Annotated in this window: 17 protein-coding genes; 7 read left to right on the forward strand and 10 right to left on the reverse strand. The window is 42.3% G+C overall.

The features are described 5' to 3' along the window. Positions 1–2: 2 nt before the first annotated feature. From LCM11_RS08850 to LCM11_RS08860, 3 genes are all read right to left on the reverse strand, one after another. A complete protein-coding gene (locus LCM11_RS08850; protein WP_014644760.1) occupies positions 3–830 on the reverse strand; it encodes a carbohydrate ABC transporter permease in 828 nt (275 codons plus the stop codon). After that, on the reverse strand, positions 830–1,744 hold the full coding sequence (locus LCM11_RS08855) for a carbohydrate ABC transporter permease (RefSeq protein WP_224893894.1): 915 nt from the start codon (positions 1,742–1,744) through the stop codon (positions 830–832). Before LCM11_RS08855 ends, LCM11_RS08850 begins: the two co-directional genes overlap by 1 nt. A gap of 220 nt (positions 1,745–1,964) precedes the next feature. Next, positions 1,965–3,284 carry an ABC transporter substrate-binding protein gene (locus tag LCM11_RS08860; protein ID WP_224893895.1) on the reverse strand — a complete coding sequence of 440 codons (1,320 nt, stop codon included), beginning with the start codon at positions 3,282–3,284 and terminating at the stop codon, positions 1,965–1,967. A 246-nt stretch (positions 3,285–3,530) separates the two neighbouring features. Here LCM11_RS08860 and LCM11_RS08865 point away from each other — a divergent pair, with 246 nt between their 5' ends. Beyond that, positions 3,531–4,742, forward strand: a complete 1,212-nt coding sequence (locus LCM11_RS08865; RefSeq protein WP_224893896.1) for an ROK family transcriptional regulator — start codon at positions 3,531–3,533, stop codon at positions 4,740–4,742. Positions 4,743–4,817: 75 nt separating this feature from the next. Here the strand turns inward: LCM11_RS08865 and LCM11_RS08870 are convergent, their stop codons facing one another. Then, complete coding sequence (locus LCM11_RS08870) at positions 4,818–5,168, reverse strand: hypothetical protein (RefSeq protein WP_224894071.1); 351 nt, start codon at positions 5,166–5,168, stop codon at positions 4,818–4,820. A gap of 140 nt (positions 5,169–5,308) precedes the next feature. After that, positions 5,309–6,202: an ROK family protein gene (locus LCM11_RS08875; protein WP_224893897.1), complete on the reverse strand. Its 894-nt coding sequence runs from the start codon at positions 6,200–6,202 to the stop codon at positions 5,309–5,311. Between the two features lie 145 nt (positions 6,203–6,347). Here LCM11_RS08875 and LCM11_RS08880 point away from each other — a divergent pair, with 145 nt between their 5' ends. Further along, on the forward strand, positions 6,348–7,283 hold the full coding sequence (locus LCM11_RS08880; RefSeq protein WP_224893898.1) for an LCP family protein: 936 nt from the start codon (positions 6,348–6,350) through the stop codon (positions 7,281–7,283). 46 nt (positions 7,284–7,329) lie between these two features. On the opposite strand, the gene LCM11_RS08885 is transcribed toward LCM11_RS08880, so the two are convergent. The 4 genes from LCM11_RS08885 to cidR all read right to left on the reverse strand — a co-directional run bounded on the left by LCM11_RS08885 (position 7,330) and on the right by cidR (position 10,703). Next, positions 7,330–7,731 carry a hypothetical protein gene (locus LCM11_RS08885; RefSeq protein ID WP_224893899.1) on the reverse strand — a complete coding sequence of 134 codons (402 nt, stop codon included), beginning with the start codon at positions 7,729–7,731 and terminating at the stop codon, positions 7,330–7,332. Between the two features lie 960 nt (positions 7,732–8,691). Further along, positions 8,692–9,066, reverse strand: a complete 375-nt coding sequence (locus LCM11_RS08890) for a hypothetical protein (protein WP_224893900.1) — start codon at positions 9,064–9,066, stop codon at positions 8,692–8,694. Beyond that, positions 9,038–9,595 (reverse strand): acyl-CoA thioesterase, encoded by a 558-nt coding sequence (locus LCM11_RS08895; protein WP_224893901.1) that lies wholly within the window; start codon positions 9,593–9,595, stop codon positions 9,038–9,040. Before LCM11_RS08895 ends, LCM11_RS08890 begins: the two co-directional genes overlap by 29 nt. A gap of 196 nt (positions 9,596–9,791) precedes the next feature. Beyond that, positions 9,792–10,703 (reverse strand): cidABC operon transcriptional activator CidR, encoded by a 912-nt coding sequence (gene cidR, locus LCM11_RS08900; RefSeq protein ID WP_224893902.1) that lies wholly within the window; start codon positions 10,701–10,703, stop codon positions 9,792–9,794. 190 nt (positions 10,704–10,893) lie between these two features. Here cidR and LCM11_RS08905 point away from each other — a divergent pair, with 190 nt between their 5' ends. The 5 genes from LCM11_RS08905 (at position 10,894) to LCM11_RS08925 (ending at position 16,600) form a co-directional block, all read left to right on the forward strand. Further along, positions 10,894–12,255: a TrkH family potassium uptake protein gene (locus tag LCM11_RS08905; RefSeq protein WP_224893903.1), complete on the forward strand. Its 1,362-nt coding sequence runs from the start codon at positions 10,894–10,896 to the stop codon at positions 12,253–12,255. A gap of 1,000 nt (positions 12,256–13,255) precedes the next feature. Continuing rightward, positions 13,256–14,200 (forward strand): glycosyltransferase family 2 protein, encoded by a 945-nt coding sequence (locus LCM11_RS08910; protein ID WP_224893904.1) that lies wholly within the window; start codon positions 13,256–13,258, stop codon positions 14,198–14,200. After that, a complete protein-coding gene (locus LCM11_RS08915) occupies positions 14,190–15,938 on the forward strand; it encodes a DUF6020 family protein (RefSeq protein WP_224893905.1) in 1,749 nt (582 codons plus the stop codon). Before LCM11_RS08910 ends, LCM11_RS08915 begins: the two co-directional genes overlap by 11 nt. Beyond that, positions 15,931–16,278, forward strand: a complete 348-nt coding sequence (locus tag LCM11_RS08920; RefSeq protein WP_224893906.1) for an EamA family transporter — start codon at positions 15,931–15,933, stop codon at positions 16,276–16,278. The genes LCM11_RS08915 and LCM11_RS08920 overlap by 8 nt, the downstream gene beginning before the upstream one ends. Next, on the forward strand, positions 16,259–16,600 hold the full coding sequence (locus tag LCM11_RS08925) for an EamA family transporter (RefSeq protein WP_224893907.1): 342 nt from the start codon (positions 16,259–16,261) through the stop codon (positions 16,598–16,600). Before LCM11_RS08920 ends, LCM11_RS08925 begins: the two co-directional genes overlap by 20 nt. 50 nt (positions 16,601–16,650) lie before the next feature. Here the strand turns inward: LCM11_RS08925 and LCM11_RS08930 are convergent, their stop codons facing one another. Beyond that, positions 16,651–17,346 (reverse strand): YesL family protein, encoded by a 696-nt coding sequence (locus tag LCM11_RS08930; protein ID WP_224893908.1) that lies wholly within the window; start codon positions 17,344–17,346, stop codon positions 16,651–16,653. Positions 17,347–17,373 lie beyond the last annotated feature (27 nt).

Raw genomic sequence — 17,373 nt, forward strand, 5'->3', positions numbered from 1 at the left:
CTTTATTCTTTAACAGATCCCCCAAGAATACCTGAGATGAACTGTTTTTGCAGTAGTAAGAAGAAAATCATGATTGGCAAGGTGGAGAGCGTGGTCCCCATCATTACCTGTCCGTAGTCTATACGGGACATTCCTACCAGACTGGATAGGGCTACCGGCAAGGTGTACATATCCTGTGACTGCAGTACAACAAGCGGCCAAATAAAGTTGTTCCACTGGAACATGAATAAGAAAATACCGACGGCAGCGAGTGCCGGTCTCATAACCGGAAGTACAATCCGGAAAAAGATATGGAATTCTCCAGCTCCGTCCACTCGGGCTGCTTCCAGTAATGAATCCGGGATGGCCTGCATATTTTGACGCATTAAGAAGATCGCGAATGGATATGCAGCCTGAGGCAGAATCACAGCCTGGAACGTATTAAGCCAGCCGACGTTCGAGAAAATTTCGAATAAAGGAATTAACGTAACATGGTATGGAATCATAATTGCTACTAACAGCATAAAGAAGATTTGATTTCTTCCTTTAAACTGAAACTTAGCAAAAGCGTAACCGGCTGCTGTACAGATGATGGCAGCTAAAGCGGTGAATGTGAGTGTGATCAGCAATGAGTTGCCCAGTACTCTAATAATACCGACATTTTCATTTAGATTCTTAAAGTTTTCCCATCCATGAGTGCCGGGAAAGAAGTTAGGCGGCACTTTAAAAATTTCACCCGATGGATTGGTTGCCCCTACAAACATCCAATAGAACGGAAAAACGGAAACAATAACCCCTACAAATAGAAAGAAGTATAATAGAGTCTTTTTTAAAGGACTGACGTTTTTCATTATTTATCTTCACCTGCCCATTTCATTTGTGCCCAGGATAGAACACCAATGATTAGTACGAGTACATATGCAATAGCGGAGGCATAACCAAAGTCAAAATATCGGAAGCCATTCTGATATAAATACAAAGTAATAGTTAAAGTGGAGTTATTCGGCCCGCCTTCGGTAAGGATGTATGGTTCATCAAATAATTGCAGAGTACCGATGGTAGAAAGTACGAAAGTAAATAAGAAGATCGGTTTCAGCTGAGGAATGGTTATATAAAAGAACTGCTTCAGCTTGCTTGCCCCATCCATTTCCGCAGCTTCATAAAGGGAGCCAGGAATATTCTGAAGACCTGCCAGGAAGATAACCATGTTATAGCCCGTCCACCTCCAGGTAATCGCAACCATAAGAGCTACTTTCGCCCAAAATGGGTCAGACAGCCAGGCGATAGGCTCCACGCCCACAAAGGAAAGCAGATAGTTAACCAGACCATAATTCTCATCTAACATAATCATGAAAATAATGGACGAAGCTACGAGCGCTGTAATAGCTGGCATGAAGAAGGCAATTCGGAAAAAGCTTTTCATTTTTACCAGTTGGGAATTTAGAGCTACAGCGATGATCACCGCAAGAAATAACTGAATCGGCACTTGTATTAGTAGAATTAAGAACGTATTGCCAAGCGCTTTATAGAAAAGTCCGTCCTGAAACAACCTTATATAGTTTTCAAGACCCGCAAATACATAGCCGGAACCTTCACGCTTTTGGAAACTCAATAATAATGAAGAAATAACAGGATACACCGTGAAGATTAGAAAAAAGGTAACAGCCGGCAGAATGAATAAATAAGGGACATTCTTGGGCGTAATCCAGCGCTTACGTTTTTTAGGTTCATTGGATTTTGCTGGTTCAGCATTGGTTTGACTCAAATGAATTCTACCTCCTCAATTAAAGTACCCGCGCCTCATACAAGCGCTTTCAAAACCGGATGACTTTATTAATTAATTTAATTTACTTAATGATAACACAACGTTTTTTATATGTCTGCTTTAATTATTAAAAATCTAAAAAGTCGGTCAATCTCCTGATATGAAGGAGACTGACCGACCTTTTCTTACTATACGGATACAAGCAGGAAGATCATAAGGATTACTCGGTCACTTCACGACCTGTCTCACTTTTCAGCTTTTCAGCTGCATTTTGTAAAGCATCTTCAATTTTTGTGCCATCAAGCAAGATAGAAGCTTGAGTGTCAGACATGGTATCAAATGCACGAGCATAGTCAGCTGTATAGTTGGCTACAGGAATATCAGCCACTTCTTCAGAGAATAGTTTATAAATCTGTTGATTAGAGAAGTATTCAGACTCCTGTGTAAAGAACTCTTCTTCATAGGTAGAGCTCAAGGATGGGAAGATTCCTTTTTCTTTAAGAGCTTTCATTTGAGGATCTACCTCTGTCGTGAAGTATTCTACGAAAGCATAAGCTGCACCCTGGTTATCTGTTGAAGATGGAATGACAAGATCCGAGCCGCCTAAGTTAGCTGCACGGTTGCCGCCTTCTTCAAACGCTGGCAGTTGGAAGACTCCCCATTGACCATCTTGATCAGGTGCCTGATCTTTAATGGTACCTGAATACCATACACCAAATGGAACAGTTGCGACTTCTCCGTTTACTGTGGCAGATACTACACCATTCCAGCCATCGTTGTTCAGCACAAGTTCTTCATTTTCCAGCTGTTGAATCACTTCAAATGCTTTTTTAGATTCTTCTGAAGTCACATCAATATTTCCTTCTTCATCGTAATAATACGCACCCTGCTGGTTCAGCATCATGCGGTACAAGGCATCATCTTTCGCGATATCGATCGGTACCATCTGCGTACCTGTTTTCTCTTTAATTGTTTTTCCTGCTTCAATGTAATCATCCCATGTTTTAATATCTTCGGGATTTACGCCTGCTTCCTCAAAGATGTCGGTACGATAGAATACGCCTGTCGGTCCCACATCCCACGGAGCAGCGAAAAATTCTCCGTCTGCATTCTGAGTAACAGATTTCTTATATTCACCGAACTTATCCTTATGGTCATCATAACCAAGTTCTGAAAGGTTAGTAATGGCATCAGGGAATTGGTCATAATAGTTAGCGAGGCGATCTGACTCTACCATAACTACGTCGGGTAAACCATTACCTCCTGAAGCTAGTCCTACCGTCAGCTTTTCATAAACATCCAATCGTCCGATATCCTCTACCTTCACTTCAACATCAGGATATTGCTCTTTAAATCCATCAACCGCAAGTTCCATCGATTCAGCTGCTACGTTCCAGCCCCAAACTGTTATTTCACCGGATGGTTCTCCACCCTCATCTCCTGAAGATTCGTCTCCACCACTTCCACTATTGCCTGAACAGGCAGCCAGAACCCCGGCTACAAGGCCTACTACCAGAAACATTTTCCACCAGTTCTTCATAATAATCTTGCTCCCCCTTCTTTGATAGCGTTTTCAAAACTTACTAAAATAAATTAATTAACTAGTTTTAAGTTAGCATACTAAACGTAAAATGAAAAGAGTTTTTTCAAAATTACCAAAATAGTTTATAGGTAGAAAGGGATGCTTTATCGTGCGTAAGCATAGCGTCTTTTACTTAGTTAAATTAATTAAATTAGTAAGATTTATGATATGATAGGGGAAGAAAGAATGGTTGGAGGAGATGAAATGACTACAAAGTACACACGAGGCAGTTTCCAATTAATGAAATCAATGAATAGATCCATTATTTTAAATATGATTCGTGAAGAAGGCCCCATATCCCGGGCAGAAATCGCTAAAAAAACCCGTCTTACTCCCCCGACAGTCAGTAACATTGTGAAGGAACTGATTCATACACAGTTTGTTATAGAGACTACCCAGGGAATGTCTAAGGGCGGCCGCAAACCTACACTTCTGGAAATTAACGCTGACCAATTTTATACTCTGGGCATAGATGTTGGTACATTCCATATGAAGTTCGTAGTAACCAACCTGTTCGGAGATTTAAAAGATGTAACCAGCCTGCCCATTGGTAACTATCCAGAGAATGAAGATATCTTATCCATTATGAAACAGGGAATTCAGGAACTTCTTTATTCAGGAAGCAACGATCCAGATAAGTTTCTGGGAATAGGGGTGGGGATGCACGGAATTGTCGATCCTGAAGAAGGCATTTCCCTTTTTGCTCCCTCCTTTCAGCTTCGAAATATTCCCATAAAAGAAGAGCTGGAAAAAGACTTCAATATGATTGTTAAAGTCGAAAATGATGCGCGTACCATGACGTTAGGTGAATACTGGTTCGGTAATGGAAATGATGCGGACAACATGGTTGGAGTGAATGTCGGGAACGGAATCGGTGCAGGAATGATGATTAAGGGAAGGCTTTTTCACGGGGAAAACAGTATAGCTGGTGAAATTGGCCATGTAACCATTGATCTATCTGGACCAAAATGTACATGCGGTAATTACGGCTGTCTGCAAACCCTGGCTGCGGGACCAGCCATTGCCGAACGAGCTCGTAAAGAATTAAAAACCGGAAAACCTTCACTCATACATGAACTGGTGGATGGAGATTTTGAGAAGGTAGATGGTCAGGTGGTCTATCAGGCAGCTTGTGAAGGTGATGAGTTCAGTATTGATCTATTAAATCAGACAGGCCGATATTTAGGCATTGGATTGACCAATTTAATACACACCATTAATCCCAAGCGGATCATTGTGGGCGGCGGCGTCTCGAATGCAGGAGATTTCCTCATGAAAGGAATAGAGGAAACCATTCAATCCAGAGGGTTAACCGATAAAGCCAAAGAAACATCGATCGTTCTATCCAAACTGGGCGAACACGCTTCCGCCATAGGAGCCTGCGTCCTTGTACTGGAAGAATTCTTCGTCAGGTAACAATAAACCCAAAAATCCCCACCTCAGGTCATCCAAATATTGGATGACCTGAGGTGGGGATTTTTGGTAAATACCTTAATTAAGCTGAAGTACCATTCCTTCCAGCACTTCAGGACTTCTTGCTTTCAGACGGATCCCTTTGTAATCAAAGACAACGATCTGATTAGGTTCTACTTGCAGTAATTCACGATAATTTTTTGGGTCCTCTATTGTTTGATAACTGATCCTGGCTGCAATATTTTTTCTTGCCAGAAATACTTTAATGCCATTTAACGAAGATTGATAGGCTTCTTTAGGCGGATCATTCTCATAAAAAACGACAATGTGCCATTCATTATCCTTAGAGGGTTTAAACTCCTCGATGACTCTCCCTGAGTCTTCAGCGCACCCCGCCATAAAGAAAGCAATGAACAGCATAGATATCATCTTCTTCACGTTTTCATTCCTCCAAAAGATTAACCTATTCTACTGTACGCTTGCTTTATGCCAATTATCCCTGAAAAGGAAAAAAAAGCTACCTCAGGTCATCCAGATACTGGATGACCTGAGGTAGCTTTTATTGGAGATTAACGGGTGAGAAGGGAAGCTCCTATTACGCCGGCATCCCCGCTCAGGGAAGACGGCTGGAGATTAATATGAGGAACCAGCTCTTCATAGACGTATCCCTTCACTTTCTCCCGAAGAGGTGTCCAAACAAGATCACCAGCGTTCATAACCCCTCCACCGATCACAAACACATCCGGATTTACAATGTGAGTCACATTTGCAATGCCTACAGCTAAATAATCAACCGCGTCATCGACAATCTGCCATGCTTCTTCATTACCTTCGCTGACAAGATCGAATACAGCTTCTGCTCCTCCTTCAATCCCATGAAGCTCACTGGCTCGATTACCAATCGCCGTTCCGCTTGCATACCCTTCAAGTGCTCCTCTATTTAGATTACTGTACTGATAACCACCGCGCTGGACAATCATATTTCCGATTTCACCTGCAAATCCTTGAGCACCATGAAAGACTTGCCCATTGACTACCAGCCCCCCTCCTACTCCGGTACTTACCGTTACATAATAGACGCTTTCATAGCCCTTTCCGCTGCCGTAGGTGGCCTCAGCTAGAGCAGCGGCATTTGCATCGTTCGTTAAATACACGTTTGCAGAGAAATGCTGGCTGATCTCATCAACCAGATAAACTTCGTCCCAGCCCGGTAAATTCGGTGGACCCAAAATCACTCCACGCTTCGGATCAAGTGGTCCCGGAGCTCCAATACCAATTCCATCGATGCGTTTCTTTCCTTCAGAAATGGTGTGAATCATGTTCACCATTTTTTTAATGGTATGAAGATGTCCTTTTTCTACTTCTGTCGGTTCTTGTAACAGCTCCTCGACCAGCCCATTTTTATTTACAATGGCAACACGAATGTTGGTACCGCCTAAGTCAACTCCTATATTAATTCCCATAGCTAACTACGCTCCTTTTCATTGAACTCTCCTTCTTCTATTGTACTGGTTTTTCTAATACCATTAAAACGTTGTCTACTATTTTTACAGAATTCTGCAAAAAAAGTATAATAGAAGAGAACTCCTTAATAAAAGAGGTGGACGTATGGGTCGGAGTGAACGCAATAAAAGAAAGCGGAAGAGGAAAAGAGTGTTAAAGATCCTTCTCGCTGTATTTGCCGTCTTTCTAATCGCAGGCGGTATCTTCATTTTTAAACTCTTCAATGATGTCCGGACGACAATCAATGACGATCTTCATGAAGATGTATCTGCCATTGATACAGATGAAACGAAAGAGAAAGTGGATAAGAAAGAACCTATTAATATACTGCTGCTAGGTGTAGACGAACGCGAGAATGATGTTGGAAGATCCGATACTATGATCGTGATGACACTTGATCCAAACAATAATCAAATGCAGATGGTCAGTATCCCCCGTGATACAAGAGTGGAGATTGCCGGAGACGGGCGAACTACCCGAATTAACCATGCCTACGCATATGGCGGAAGTGATATGGCCGTTGATACCGTTGAGAGCTTCTTAGATATCGATCTTGATTATTATATAAAGGTGAATATGGAAGGTCTTTCTCAACTGGTCAATGCGGTTAACGGCGTAACCGTCCAGAACGATCTTGCTTTCAGTGCTGGCGGACACAGCTTCAAGGAAGGAAAGATTGAATTAAACGGTGAAGAGGCACTAGCGTTTGTGAGAATGCGCAAAAATGATCCAAGTGGCGACCTCGGCCGTAATGAACGTCAGCGCCAGGTCATTCAGGGAATTATTGATAAAGGGGCAAGCATCGGGGTCGTTAACAAAATGGGTGACATCCTCGATGTACTCGGCAATAATGTTAACACTAATATGCAATTTGATGACATGCGCCGGCTTGCTGCCAACTATCGCAGTGCCCGCCAGAACACCTCCTCCTATCAGATGAGCGGTGAAGGAAGAATGATTAATGGCATGTATCTTATGATTATGTCCGATCAGGAAGTACAAAAAACGCACGATATGATTGTAGATTTTGGTTCTAATTAAGATAACCGCCTCGATAAAATCGAGGCGGTTTATTTTCATTTTATAATTAGGAAGTCGGTTGTTTCCGACGGAAATTCTGGACCCATCTCCACAGCAGACGAACCATAAAATAAGCGATGCAAAAAACGAGAAACCCGAATATACTTGCTGCGGCATCTCCGAATTCCATATTCCCTCTTCCAGTAATCTTCTGCTGGATTTCTACAGCGAATACGAAAACAAGAACCATAGAAAAGGTAAATAAAAACGAAATCGCTGAGATACTTAACTTAGATAAGGCGTGAAAAATGGTATCCACAAATAATAGAGCAATGAGTCCTAAAATGCCGATGACCCAAAAGTGAAGGTCTTTGTCAGACAAATCCCACCCAAGTACCCTCGTGAGGTCCAAGAGAACATCGTGCCAGACATTCACAACTTCAGCCAGAATTAAAATAATTTCCTTCATATAAACCCCTTCTCATTCCTAAACTTTCCATTTTGTTCATTTTAAAATACCTTATCATATTTGTATGTAATTGAATATATAAATATGGGACGTTTTCAGGACAAACTTCCGGAAGGATCAAAAAGCTTGCAATGACTTTAAAAAAGCTCTGGTAAACGCTGCTATTGATTTTGGGGAAGGGTTTATTAAGCTATAGGGCCGGATATTGAAGACTCAGTTTCGAGATAATTCGGGCCCGTTACGATATTTGGAGAAGGGCTGGTGGGGAAATAACTCGTCTTGTTCTATCACCCAGACACTCGAGACATAAGCCGTTCATCAACGGACGGAAAGACCGCCGTCCTTTTGATGCTCGGCTTATGCTGGTCGTGTCTTGCGGGGTGATGCCACATTTGAACACTTTCCTATGGGAGAACGGTGAGCTTCCTCGCTCGTTTCACTCCCTGCGGGATTTCACCTAGTTCCTTCTGCCATGGAAGTCTCGCCATTTCCCCACCAACCCAGCCGAGTGAGATCAACGGACCCATTTATAAGAGAAAATGCTCTCCAGAAAATGCTCTCCTCTTTAATCGGTCCTAAATGCTATTATGACAGGCAATTTCATATCGGTATAGAATAAAATAGCTTCATAATCACATGCTTTTTTCTCGTCAATCCTTCGAAGTCTTAAATGGTTTCGAGCATCTGATTTAGCAAAGTCCGGAGGGGGACGATGCAGACTCCTGCGGGATGAACATGATTGGTGAGATCCCGCAGGGCTGTTAAGCCCGAGGAAGCTCACCTCATGCCCGCGGAAAGCGAAATCGTCCCCTGGAGGACCTTCCGATCCTCCAATGTCTCGAAACTGAGTCTTCCACAAACGGGAGCTTTTCTTTAAGATCAACACCAGGAGTTAACACAGCCTAAAAAAACAGGCAGACCGGGATAATGTTCCGGTCTGCCTGTTTTTTCAGAAAAACGCTATTTAAAAATCGTCGAGCCTTTCAACATTTCCGGCTTTGCCCCTAAGATAAGTAAGAATAATTTAGGATAGCCGACCTCACGGTGTTTCGTTAACGTCTGTCTCACAACTTCCACGTCCTGGTGATCGGTCAGCTTTTGAACCTCTTTTTGATAAAGGGTAAGGATCGAGTCCTTCATATATTCCGGTTCATAGACCGTGATGTCCTCATCCATGAGCAGACTGCCCATATACCCATATTTCATTTGAAGCTGTCGGGTCAGACTTACTACATGAAGGAGCTGTTCATACACCTCAGCGTGCTGGTTTCTCAACTCCCCAAAGTCTTCCTTAGCTGCATACAGATCACCCAAACTGGCTAATGTTTTCACCATATAAATATTCTCCTTTCTCCCAGGGCTTTTCAAGACCGATAATATCCGTCAATTGCTTGGAGTGCTTACGGCGTACTCTTCGGGTTTGAGCTCTTTCTTCACCAGACTCATAGAGAAACTTCTCCTCTTCCGTCTGAGGAATGACATCCGGAACCGGCACCGCCTGCTTATTTTCATCCAGCGCCACGAACGTTAGAAACGCTGTTGCTGCCATTCTTCTTCGCCCGGTAATCATATCTTCTGCGATTACTTTACAGAAAATCTCCATAGAACGGTTTCCTGTGTAAGATACAAAGGATTCTACACAAACCGAATCCGACTGTTGAACCGGGTTCAGGAAATCAATCGAGTCTGTTGAAGCCGTTACACATTCTTTCACGCGGGCATGACGCCTCGCTGATAATGTCGCACTATTGTCTAATTTTTTCATTAAAACGCCGCCGAACAGCGTATTATAGTTATTTAAATCGTTCACAAGCACTTGGTCCGTGCTGATAATTAAACTTTCTTTTGGTTTTTTGGCATCCATTGCATTATCTTCCTCTCTGTAAAAAAATTCTTCATAAGCGCTTATTCGTAAAGACATGCCTCTACAAAAAGGAGTATAAATACAGTGTAAGAGCCTTTTCCAAGAAAGTGAAATAGTTATTCATCATGCTTTAGATAGACATTATCTATGTAAATGTTTTCATCGATTCAATTCAGGCATAAAAAAAACAGCCCGCTTATTCGTTAAGGGGCTGTTCCTTCCCGGTCTGTGTGGCTATACGATCCTGAGTAAACTTCAACCATTCTTTCGTGGCGTAGGCTAAATAACGATCCTTCGGCCATATAATCGCTAAGTCCCATGCAAGGACAGGCTGGACAACTTTTATGATTCGCACATCTTCTTTCAATAAATAGGCGACACTATTTGGAAGAATCGAGATTCCAAGGTTCGCGGTAATCATTTTCCCTATAAAATCCCACTGCGAACTCTCTGAAACGACTTGCGGCAGGAAACCCGCCTCCTTACAGGCTGATACAATCCGGTCATTTAATACGAAATCTTTGTTAAACAGGATAAACGATTCCTCTTCCAGTTCGTTTAAATGAATCTGTTTACGTTCGGAAAGCTTGTGAGACGGTGGGAGTACAACGCTCAGCTCCTCGCTCATAAGGAAGAAGTAATCAAACTTTTCTTCTTCCGTAGGGAGTACCGTAATTCCGACATCGAGCTCTTCCTGAATGATATTGTCTTCTATTTTTTTAGCTCCATTTTCCAGAAGCTGAAATGTAATATGCGGGTATTGATCGTGAAATCCTCCGAGCGCTTTAATAAACTGATCGGCATCCATAATTGGAGGAAGCCCAATCCGTATGTGCCCTTTCTGAAGACCGAGAAGATCATCAAGCTCCGTCTGAAGGTTATTGAAGGCTTTATCAATCACTTCTGCCTGAGCTAGAATGACCCTACCAGCATCGGTAAGGGTAATTTTCTTACGAGAACGCTCAAATAATTCCACCCCCAGATCCGCTTCCAGGTTCTTAATCATTTTACTAATCGTCGGCTGGCTGATGAACAAATGATCTGCCGCTTTCGTAAAACTGCTGAACCTCGCAACTTCTATAAAATATTGCAAATGACGAATATCCATACACACTTCCTCCCCTCCAACACTCTTCCCCCCATCATAGCCAACCCCCGCTTCCCCCGCAACCATAAATTCCCACCTCAGGTCATCCATTTAATCCCATAAGTTACCCTTGCTATGTTCTTTAAATATCTATAAAATCCATAAGTACAGATGGTATAGCATTTATTCTATTTTTAAGGAGTACTCATTCATGGCCCGTGCATTTAAAACTCCACACTTTTTTGACAAGCTTTCTCCCTTTCAAATTATTGTATTATTCTATATATCCGCAGCCTTACTATCTACCCTGCTGATCAGCTTGCCTTTTCTACATCAAGAAGGCGTACATGTAAGCTTTATTGACAGTTTGTTTACTGCCGTAAGTGCCATTAGTGTCACAGGTTTGACGGTGGTCTCTACAGCTGACACCTTTAATACGCCCGGTTATTTTGTATTAATGTTTATTCTCCAATTCGGCGGAATCGGAGTCATGACGCTTGGAACGTTTATCTGGCTGCTGCTCGGCCAAAAAATCGGTTTAAAAAGACGACAGCTTATTAAAACGGATCAAAACCGCTCAACTTTCGCCGGAATGGTCCAGTTGATCCGGCAGATTTTAGTGATTATCATCATTATCGAAATTATAGGAGCTCTTATTCTCGGGGTTTATTTCACCCAATATTTCCCCACCACAAGCGAGGCATTTGTCCAGGGGGCTTTTGCTTCGGTCAGTGCAACGACGAATGCTGGATTCGATATAACGGGATCCTCGCTCGTCATGTTTGAAACCGATTATTTTGTACAGTTTATTAATATCCTTCTGCTGACGCTTGGAGCCATTGGATTCCCGGTTTTAATTGAAGTGAAAGATTATCTTACGAGAAGAAACGAAGACTTTTTTAACTTTTCGTTATTTACAAAACTTACTTCGGTAACTTTCGGTCTTCTCGTTCTGATCGGAACCGTGCTAATTTACCTGTTTGACCGTTCTCATTTTTTTCAAAATAAATCATGGCACGAATCGTTTTTCTATGCTTTTTTCCAGTCGGTAACGACAAGAAACGGAGGACTTGCTACGATGGACGTGAGTGAATTTACGCCATCTACGTTGTTAGTGATTTGCGTACTTATGTTTATCGGCGCCTCACCTAGCAGTGTGGGCGGCGGCATCAGAACCACTACGTTTGCAATCACCCTGCTTGCGATTTTTGCCTATGCGCGAGGAAGAAGTCATGTACGCATCTTTCATAGAGAAATTGACCAGGAAGATATTTTCCGTTCGTTTATTGTGATCAGCACGGCCATTATGATTACATGTGGGGCCGTCATTTTACTCTCCCTGTTTGAACCTCAATTCTCACTGCTTGAAGTCATGTTTGAAGCTTGCTCGGCTTTTGGAACGACTGGTCTGTCAATGGGCATTACCTCAGACCTTCATTCCACTGGTAAAATCATCATTATTGGTCTAATGTTCATCGGGCGGATCGGCATCTTTTCCTTCTTATTTATTTTAAGAGGAAGAGTGACTACTGAAAAATACCGTTATCCTCGAGAGCCAATGATCATTGGCTGATTTATCATGAAAAGGAGCAAGGAACCCTGCAGGCGCCTTGCTCTTTATTTAGTTGGATCTGCTAAACTTCCGTGCTGTTACTAAGGTAAAGCTTCCGTTTGTTGAAGACTCGGTATTTAGCGTTAATCATTTAGTTATTCTCCTCATATGAAGGGCATTACGAAAAGGGGCGGAAGGGAACGGTGAAGACTCCTAGATTAGAAGCGGAAGCACCTCGGTCAGCGGCGTATGGACTGGACTGAGCTGGCGGAGATAAAGAAAACACGAAGAGCGGAGCGATTCGATGTTGCCTTATCGTACAGAAGTGAGGGAAGTCTCACTAGCCGCTAGGTGCTGGAGCTGGATAGCTCTCCTTGTCGTTTATGTTCTAATATTTGATTAAGACTAAAAAAAGATAAGAACGGGATGAACATGATCGGTGAGATCCCCCAGGGCTGTTAGACCCGAGGAAGCTCACAACATATAAGAAGTTCGACTAAGACCGCCACGTCGTGTGGCAACATCGAACGACCCTGCATCGTGCAGGGCCGGAAAGCGAATTATCCCCCGTAGGACCTTTCCTCTCATAAAATATCTCGAGATCGATTCTTCTACTAACCGTCCCTATTACGTAATAAGCCTGATGAAAAATCAGCAATAGATATAACAGAGCCTTAAAGTTAAGATTTAAATATTTTCCACGCGGATAGGATAGCAATCAGCCATAAAGGTAAGGAAATCAGCGTACCCCATAGACAACCTTTAAAAAACTTTTGTTCTTCCACAGAACCCTCTCCTCTTCTCCTCTATAATTCTATATGCCTGCTTATCCATCCATACCCTATACATCAACAAGGGACAGGTGCTATGTTATCATCGAAGTGCATGATTTACCGGATTGATCCTTGATCCCCTGGGTTTATCCTACTCCATAGTAAACTAGAAATCTGTTGAAATATCTGCTATATTTATGAAGTTATCCAATTTACAAGTCGATTTTAGAGATAAAGGAGTTTTTAAGTTGAGGATTGCCGTTCTCCTGCCTTGTTATAATGAAGAGCAAACCATTGGCGCTGTCATTGAAGATTTTAGAAAAGAACTGCCAGACGCCGATATTTACGTATACGATAATAACTCTAAAGACCGAACATCAGAAGTAGCCCGTGAACATGGGGCTATTGTTAAGAAAGAATTCCGACAAGGTAAAGGACATGTGGTCCGATCTATGTTTCGCGACATTGATGCGGATTATTATGTTATGGCGGATGGTGACCGGACGTACCCGGCCCGATTCGTTCATCAGCTCCTGGAACCTCTAAAAAATCAGGAAGCGAATATCGTCATCGGTGATCGCTTATCTAACGGAACCTATGTGGAAGAAAACAAACGGAAGTTTCATAATTTAGGAAACAATATGGTACGCGGATTAATTAACTTCTTGTATAAAAGCGACCTGAAGGATATTATGACCGGTTACCGTGCGTTTGACCGTCTATTTGTAAAATCGATGCCGGTCATGAGCCCGGGCTTTGAAATTGAAACCGAAATGACGATCCACACGCTTGATAAACGTTTTATGATTAGAGAAATCCCGATTGAATATAAAGACCGCCCCGAAGGAAGCGAATCCAAGCTCAATACCTTAAGTGACGGTTATAAAGTAATTAACAAGATCTTCACCTTGTTCAAAGAGTATAAACCCATGCTTTTCTTCTCTTTCTGGTCCATTCTGTTTCTAGTGTTTGGTTTAATTGCCGGGGTCCCCGTAATCATAGAATTTTGGGAAACGGGATTTATTGATAAAATCCCTTCCGCCATCTTAGCAGTTGGGCTCGTAATTCTTTCCGTTTTATCGTTCGCCTGCGGTTTGATTCTGGATACCGTCGCGGCCAACTTTAAGAAACAATTTGAATGGGAACTTAACAAAATTAAACAGGATATGAAGGAACAAGATTATGAATCGTAAGACAAGCCTCTGGTTAATCAGTATCTTAGCCAGTGTATTAAGTACAGTAGCTTTAGTGTCCCTATACCAGAAATTCGGGGAAACCCACGGGGTGGTCATTGGATTCACGTTGGTCTTTTTCACCGTGATCCATAAATTAATCCTGACATCCTTTTTGAACCAGAAGAATTCATATATTGGTTTTACAATGCGCCCTCCGGTGCTGGTCTTCTTATTCTTATTTTCATTTATCCTAATGTGGAGTCTGAAAACGTCATCCGGGTATTTAGCCGCTTCTTCATGGCTGTTCGCGGCCTATGTTTTTCTTATCTCCTATGTAACCTTATTCATCATAGTCGCATGGCTGCTCTATCTACTGGTCCACCATTCGGTCTCCCTTAACTGGAAAACCGTTTCGAGGTGGAAGATCTGCATTTATGCGATTTTTCCTATTCTAGTCTGGTCTATGTATTTAGTAGCCTACTATCCAGGAACGATGACTCCGGATTCTTTATCGCATTGGGAACAGATCCACACCCTTGACTTCAGCAATTGGCATCCGGTGGTGTATACATGGTACATCCTGGGGTTAACATCCATTTGGAAAACTCCAGCGATCGTGGCATTTTCACAAATCGTCATTCTAGCTCTCTTTGGCGGATATGCCGCATATAGTCTTGAGAAACGCGGCGTAAATTCGAAGTGGGTGTGGATCGGAGTGCTTTTATTCGGTCTTTATCCACTAAATGGAATCTTTCCTATTGCCATTTGGAAGGACGTATTCTTTAGTGGTTTTATCTTTTTATTTACGATTTTCACGTATAACATCGTTTCAAGCAGAGGAAGCTGGCTTGCTTCCAACTGGCACCAGCTTATGCTCGGAATTAATGCTTTAGCCATCAGTTTAATGCGCAGCAACGGCCTCCCCATCTTTGTGGTTATGGCCATTCTCTTGCTGATTGCTTACCGGACCTATTTCAAGCGGCTGGTAACCACGCTTGTGCTCGTCGGCCTAGCCTACTTTCTCATCTCCGGACCCTTTTTTAACTATATGGATGTTCGTGCAACAAGTCCAAATGAAGCGTTAAGTATTCCTACACAGCAGTTTGCGCACATCATTAAAGAGAACGGAGAATTAACGGAAGAACAAAGGAATTACCTTGATTCCATTCTGCCTCTGGAAACCTGGAAAGAGAATTATAATCCTTATCTGACGGATAAAATTAAATTTGCCGGGGAGTATGACCAGAATGTTATTTTCGATGACTTCGGCTACTATTTAAGTACATGGGCCGCTGTCGTTTCCAATAACTTCGGCCTTGCTGTAGAAGCTTATTTAGACCAGACATCGATCATCTGGCAGATTAATCAGCCTGAAGATGGTTATACGAGCACATACGCAAGAAACGTATATCTTTATAATGACTACGATTTAAAAACGTCTCCTTTGAGCAGCACCGTTTATCAAGTTATCAACGACAATTTAGTAAGGGTTGAAATGTACTTACTGGAAGTGGTCTTAAGACCTGCTGTCTACACGGCCATTATCTTGCTCACGGGAGTAGCCCTGGCTCTTAAAACGGGAGTTCGTTCCCTGCTCATTCTGTTACCCGTTCTTCTCAATTCGGGAACGATGCTTCTCGCTACTCCAGCCCAGGATTTCCGTTACCAATTTGCTAATGTACTGGTGGCATTCCTAATGGCTGCTGTCGTATTCGTTTCATTCGATTCTAAACAAAAGAAGGTCCAGCATGAGTAATTTTACGCAATCTTTAAAAGAAAACCGAATCGGCATCCTCTTCATGGTGCTCGCTTCCCTCCAAACGGCCCTTGGCCAGATGTTCTGGAAAATGTCGGATGGAGGTATAAACTTTTTTCTGATTTTAGGTTTTTTCCTATATTTTCTGGGTGCCGTCATGATGATCGTTTCTTTCCGTTTTGGTAGTCTATCTGTACTCCATCCCCTGCTCAGCATTGGGTACGTTTTCGCCTTATTCTTCGGAAGTATTATTCTTCAGGAAACGATTACCGAAAGTAATTTGGTCGGTACCGCTCTCATCATTGTAGGGGCCGCACTTATTGGGGGTGGCGACAATTAGCTGGCTGCTTGTCGTGCTCCTGTTTACGCTGCTCGGTGCTGTAGGCGGGTACTTTTTTAAAAAAGCTACAAGCCATGGATTTGCCTTAAACACGTATTTCTTTAAACATTTAATCGTGGGCTGCAGTTTTTACGGCGCAGGAGCCATACTGAATATCATTACACTAAACTATCTGCCTTACACAATCGTGTTCCCGCTTACGTCAATCACTTATGTGTGGACACTCGTTATATCCTATTTTCTTCTTAAAGAAGTCATTACACTAAAGAAAGTGATCGGCGTTACTTTAATTATCGCAGGATCCTTCTTTCTCATTCTTTAAGATAGATACTATTTAACAAAAAATGGATGACCTGAGGTGAACACCTCAGGTCATCCATTTTTTTCCTTATGATTTAACTTTAAAAACAGCCGGTAGAAGGATGAGAAGGAGAGAAATGCGATGATCGATCCTGTAAAGATTGGAATCATCAGTGGAAAGACATACACACTGATATAAAGCATAATAGCCGAAGTTATCGCCACCGTCACGAAAGATAAAGGACTCACGATCGTTACAAGAAATGCTTTTTTAAACGCTGGTCTTGCTTTAAGATCGAAATGCACGGTTACAGAAAAGAAATTGATGGTGAATACGTATAGGATGATTCCCAAGATAAAGAAAACATTCATAATCAACTCATTAACTGTAGAAAAATAATAGATGTCCCCGAGCAATACGCCCCATAGAATTGTGAAAACTATACCGGCTTGTACACTTACTTTATAATTTTCCTTATAATAGCTGATATACGAACGGTCAGGTCTATCGTCATGATCTTTTCTGACCCATTCTCTTGCTTTAGCAAACAACGCCGTGGTAGCGGGAAAGAACAAAATTGGCATCAAAACAATCAATGTAGGAGCCAGGTAGTAGATATCTTCTGTTTTTTCCGCATATATCATGCTGATAACGAGTAAAGCGATCGGCAGGTTGAATACCGCCCACTGTAAATTGTTGAGTGAAAACTTGGCAATCCACTCACTTACTGCATATAGTCCGCCTCTAATTCCTGGTGTACGGCTCATCTGTCTCCCCTTCCTATCTGAAGAAAA

The organism is Halobacillus halophilus (assembly GCF_020171985.1).
In the GTDB taxonomy this organism is placed as follows: domain Bacteria; phylum Bacillota; class Bacilli; order Bacillales; family Halobacillaceae; genus Halobacillus; species Halobacillus halophilus_A.

Bases quoted from the DNA above. Each gene is read 5' to 3' on its own strand.
- LCM11_RS08930 (WP_224893908.1), bottom strand. From the start codon at position 17,346: ATGAGCCGTACACCAGGAATTAGAGGCGGACTATATGCAGTAAGTGAG.
- LCM11_RS08890 (WP_224893900.1), bottom strand. From the start codon at position 9,066: ATGGTGAAAACATTAGCCAGTTTGGGTGATCTGTATGCAGCTAAGGAA.
- LCM11_RS08895 (WP_224893901.1), bottom strand. From the start codon at position 9,595: ATGGATGCCAAAAAACCAAAAGAAAGTTTAATTATCAGCACGGACCAA.
- LCM11_RS08865 (WP_224893896.1), top strand. From the start codon at position 3,531: ATGACTACAAAGTACACACGAGGCAGTTTCCAATTAATGAAATCAATG.
- LCM11_RS08905 (WP_224893903.1), top strand. From the start codon at position 10,894: ATGGCCCGTGCATTTAAAACTCCACACTTTTTTGACAAGCTTTCTCCC.
- LCM11_RS08915 (WP_224893905.1), top strand. From the start codon at position 14,190: ATGAATCGTAAGACAAGCCTCTGGTTAATCAGTATCTTAGCCAGTGTA.
- LCM11_RS08875 (WP_224893897.1), bottom strand. From the start codon at position 6,202: ATGGGAATTAATATAGGAGTTGACTTAGGCGGTACCAACATTCGTGTT.
- LCM11_RS08860 (WP_224893895.1), bottom strand. From the start codon at position 3,284: ATGAAGAACTGGTGGAAAATGTTTCTGGTAGTAGGCCTTGTAGCCGGG.
- LCM11_RS08870 (WP_224894071.1), bottom strand. From the start codon at position 5,168: ATGATATCTATGCTGTTCATTGCTTTCTTTATGGCGGGGTGCGCTGAA.
- LCM11_RS08920 (WP_224893906.1), top strand. From the start codon at position 15,931: ATGAGTAATTTTACGCAATCTTTAAAAGAAAACCGAATCGGCATCCTC.
- LCM11_RS08880 (WP_224893898.1), top strand. From the start codon at position 6,348: ATGGGTCGGAGTGAACGCAATAAAAGAAAGCGGAAGAGGAAAAGAGTG.
- LCM11_RS08885 (WP_224893899.1), bottom strand. From the start codon at position 7,731: ATGAAGGAAATTATTTTAATTCTGGCTGAAGTTGTGAATGTCTGGCAC.
- LCM11_RS08850 (WP_014644760.1), bottom strand. From the start codon at position 830: ATGAAAAACGTCAGTCCTTTAAAAAAGACTCTATTATACTTCTTTCTA.
- cidR (WP_224893902.1), bottom strand. From the start codon at position 10,703: ATGGATATTCGTCATTTGCAATATTTTATAGAAGTTGCGAGGTTCAGC.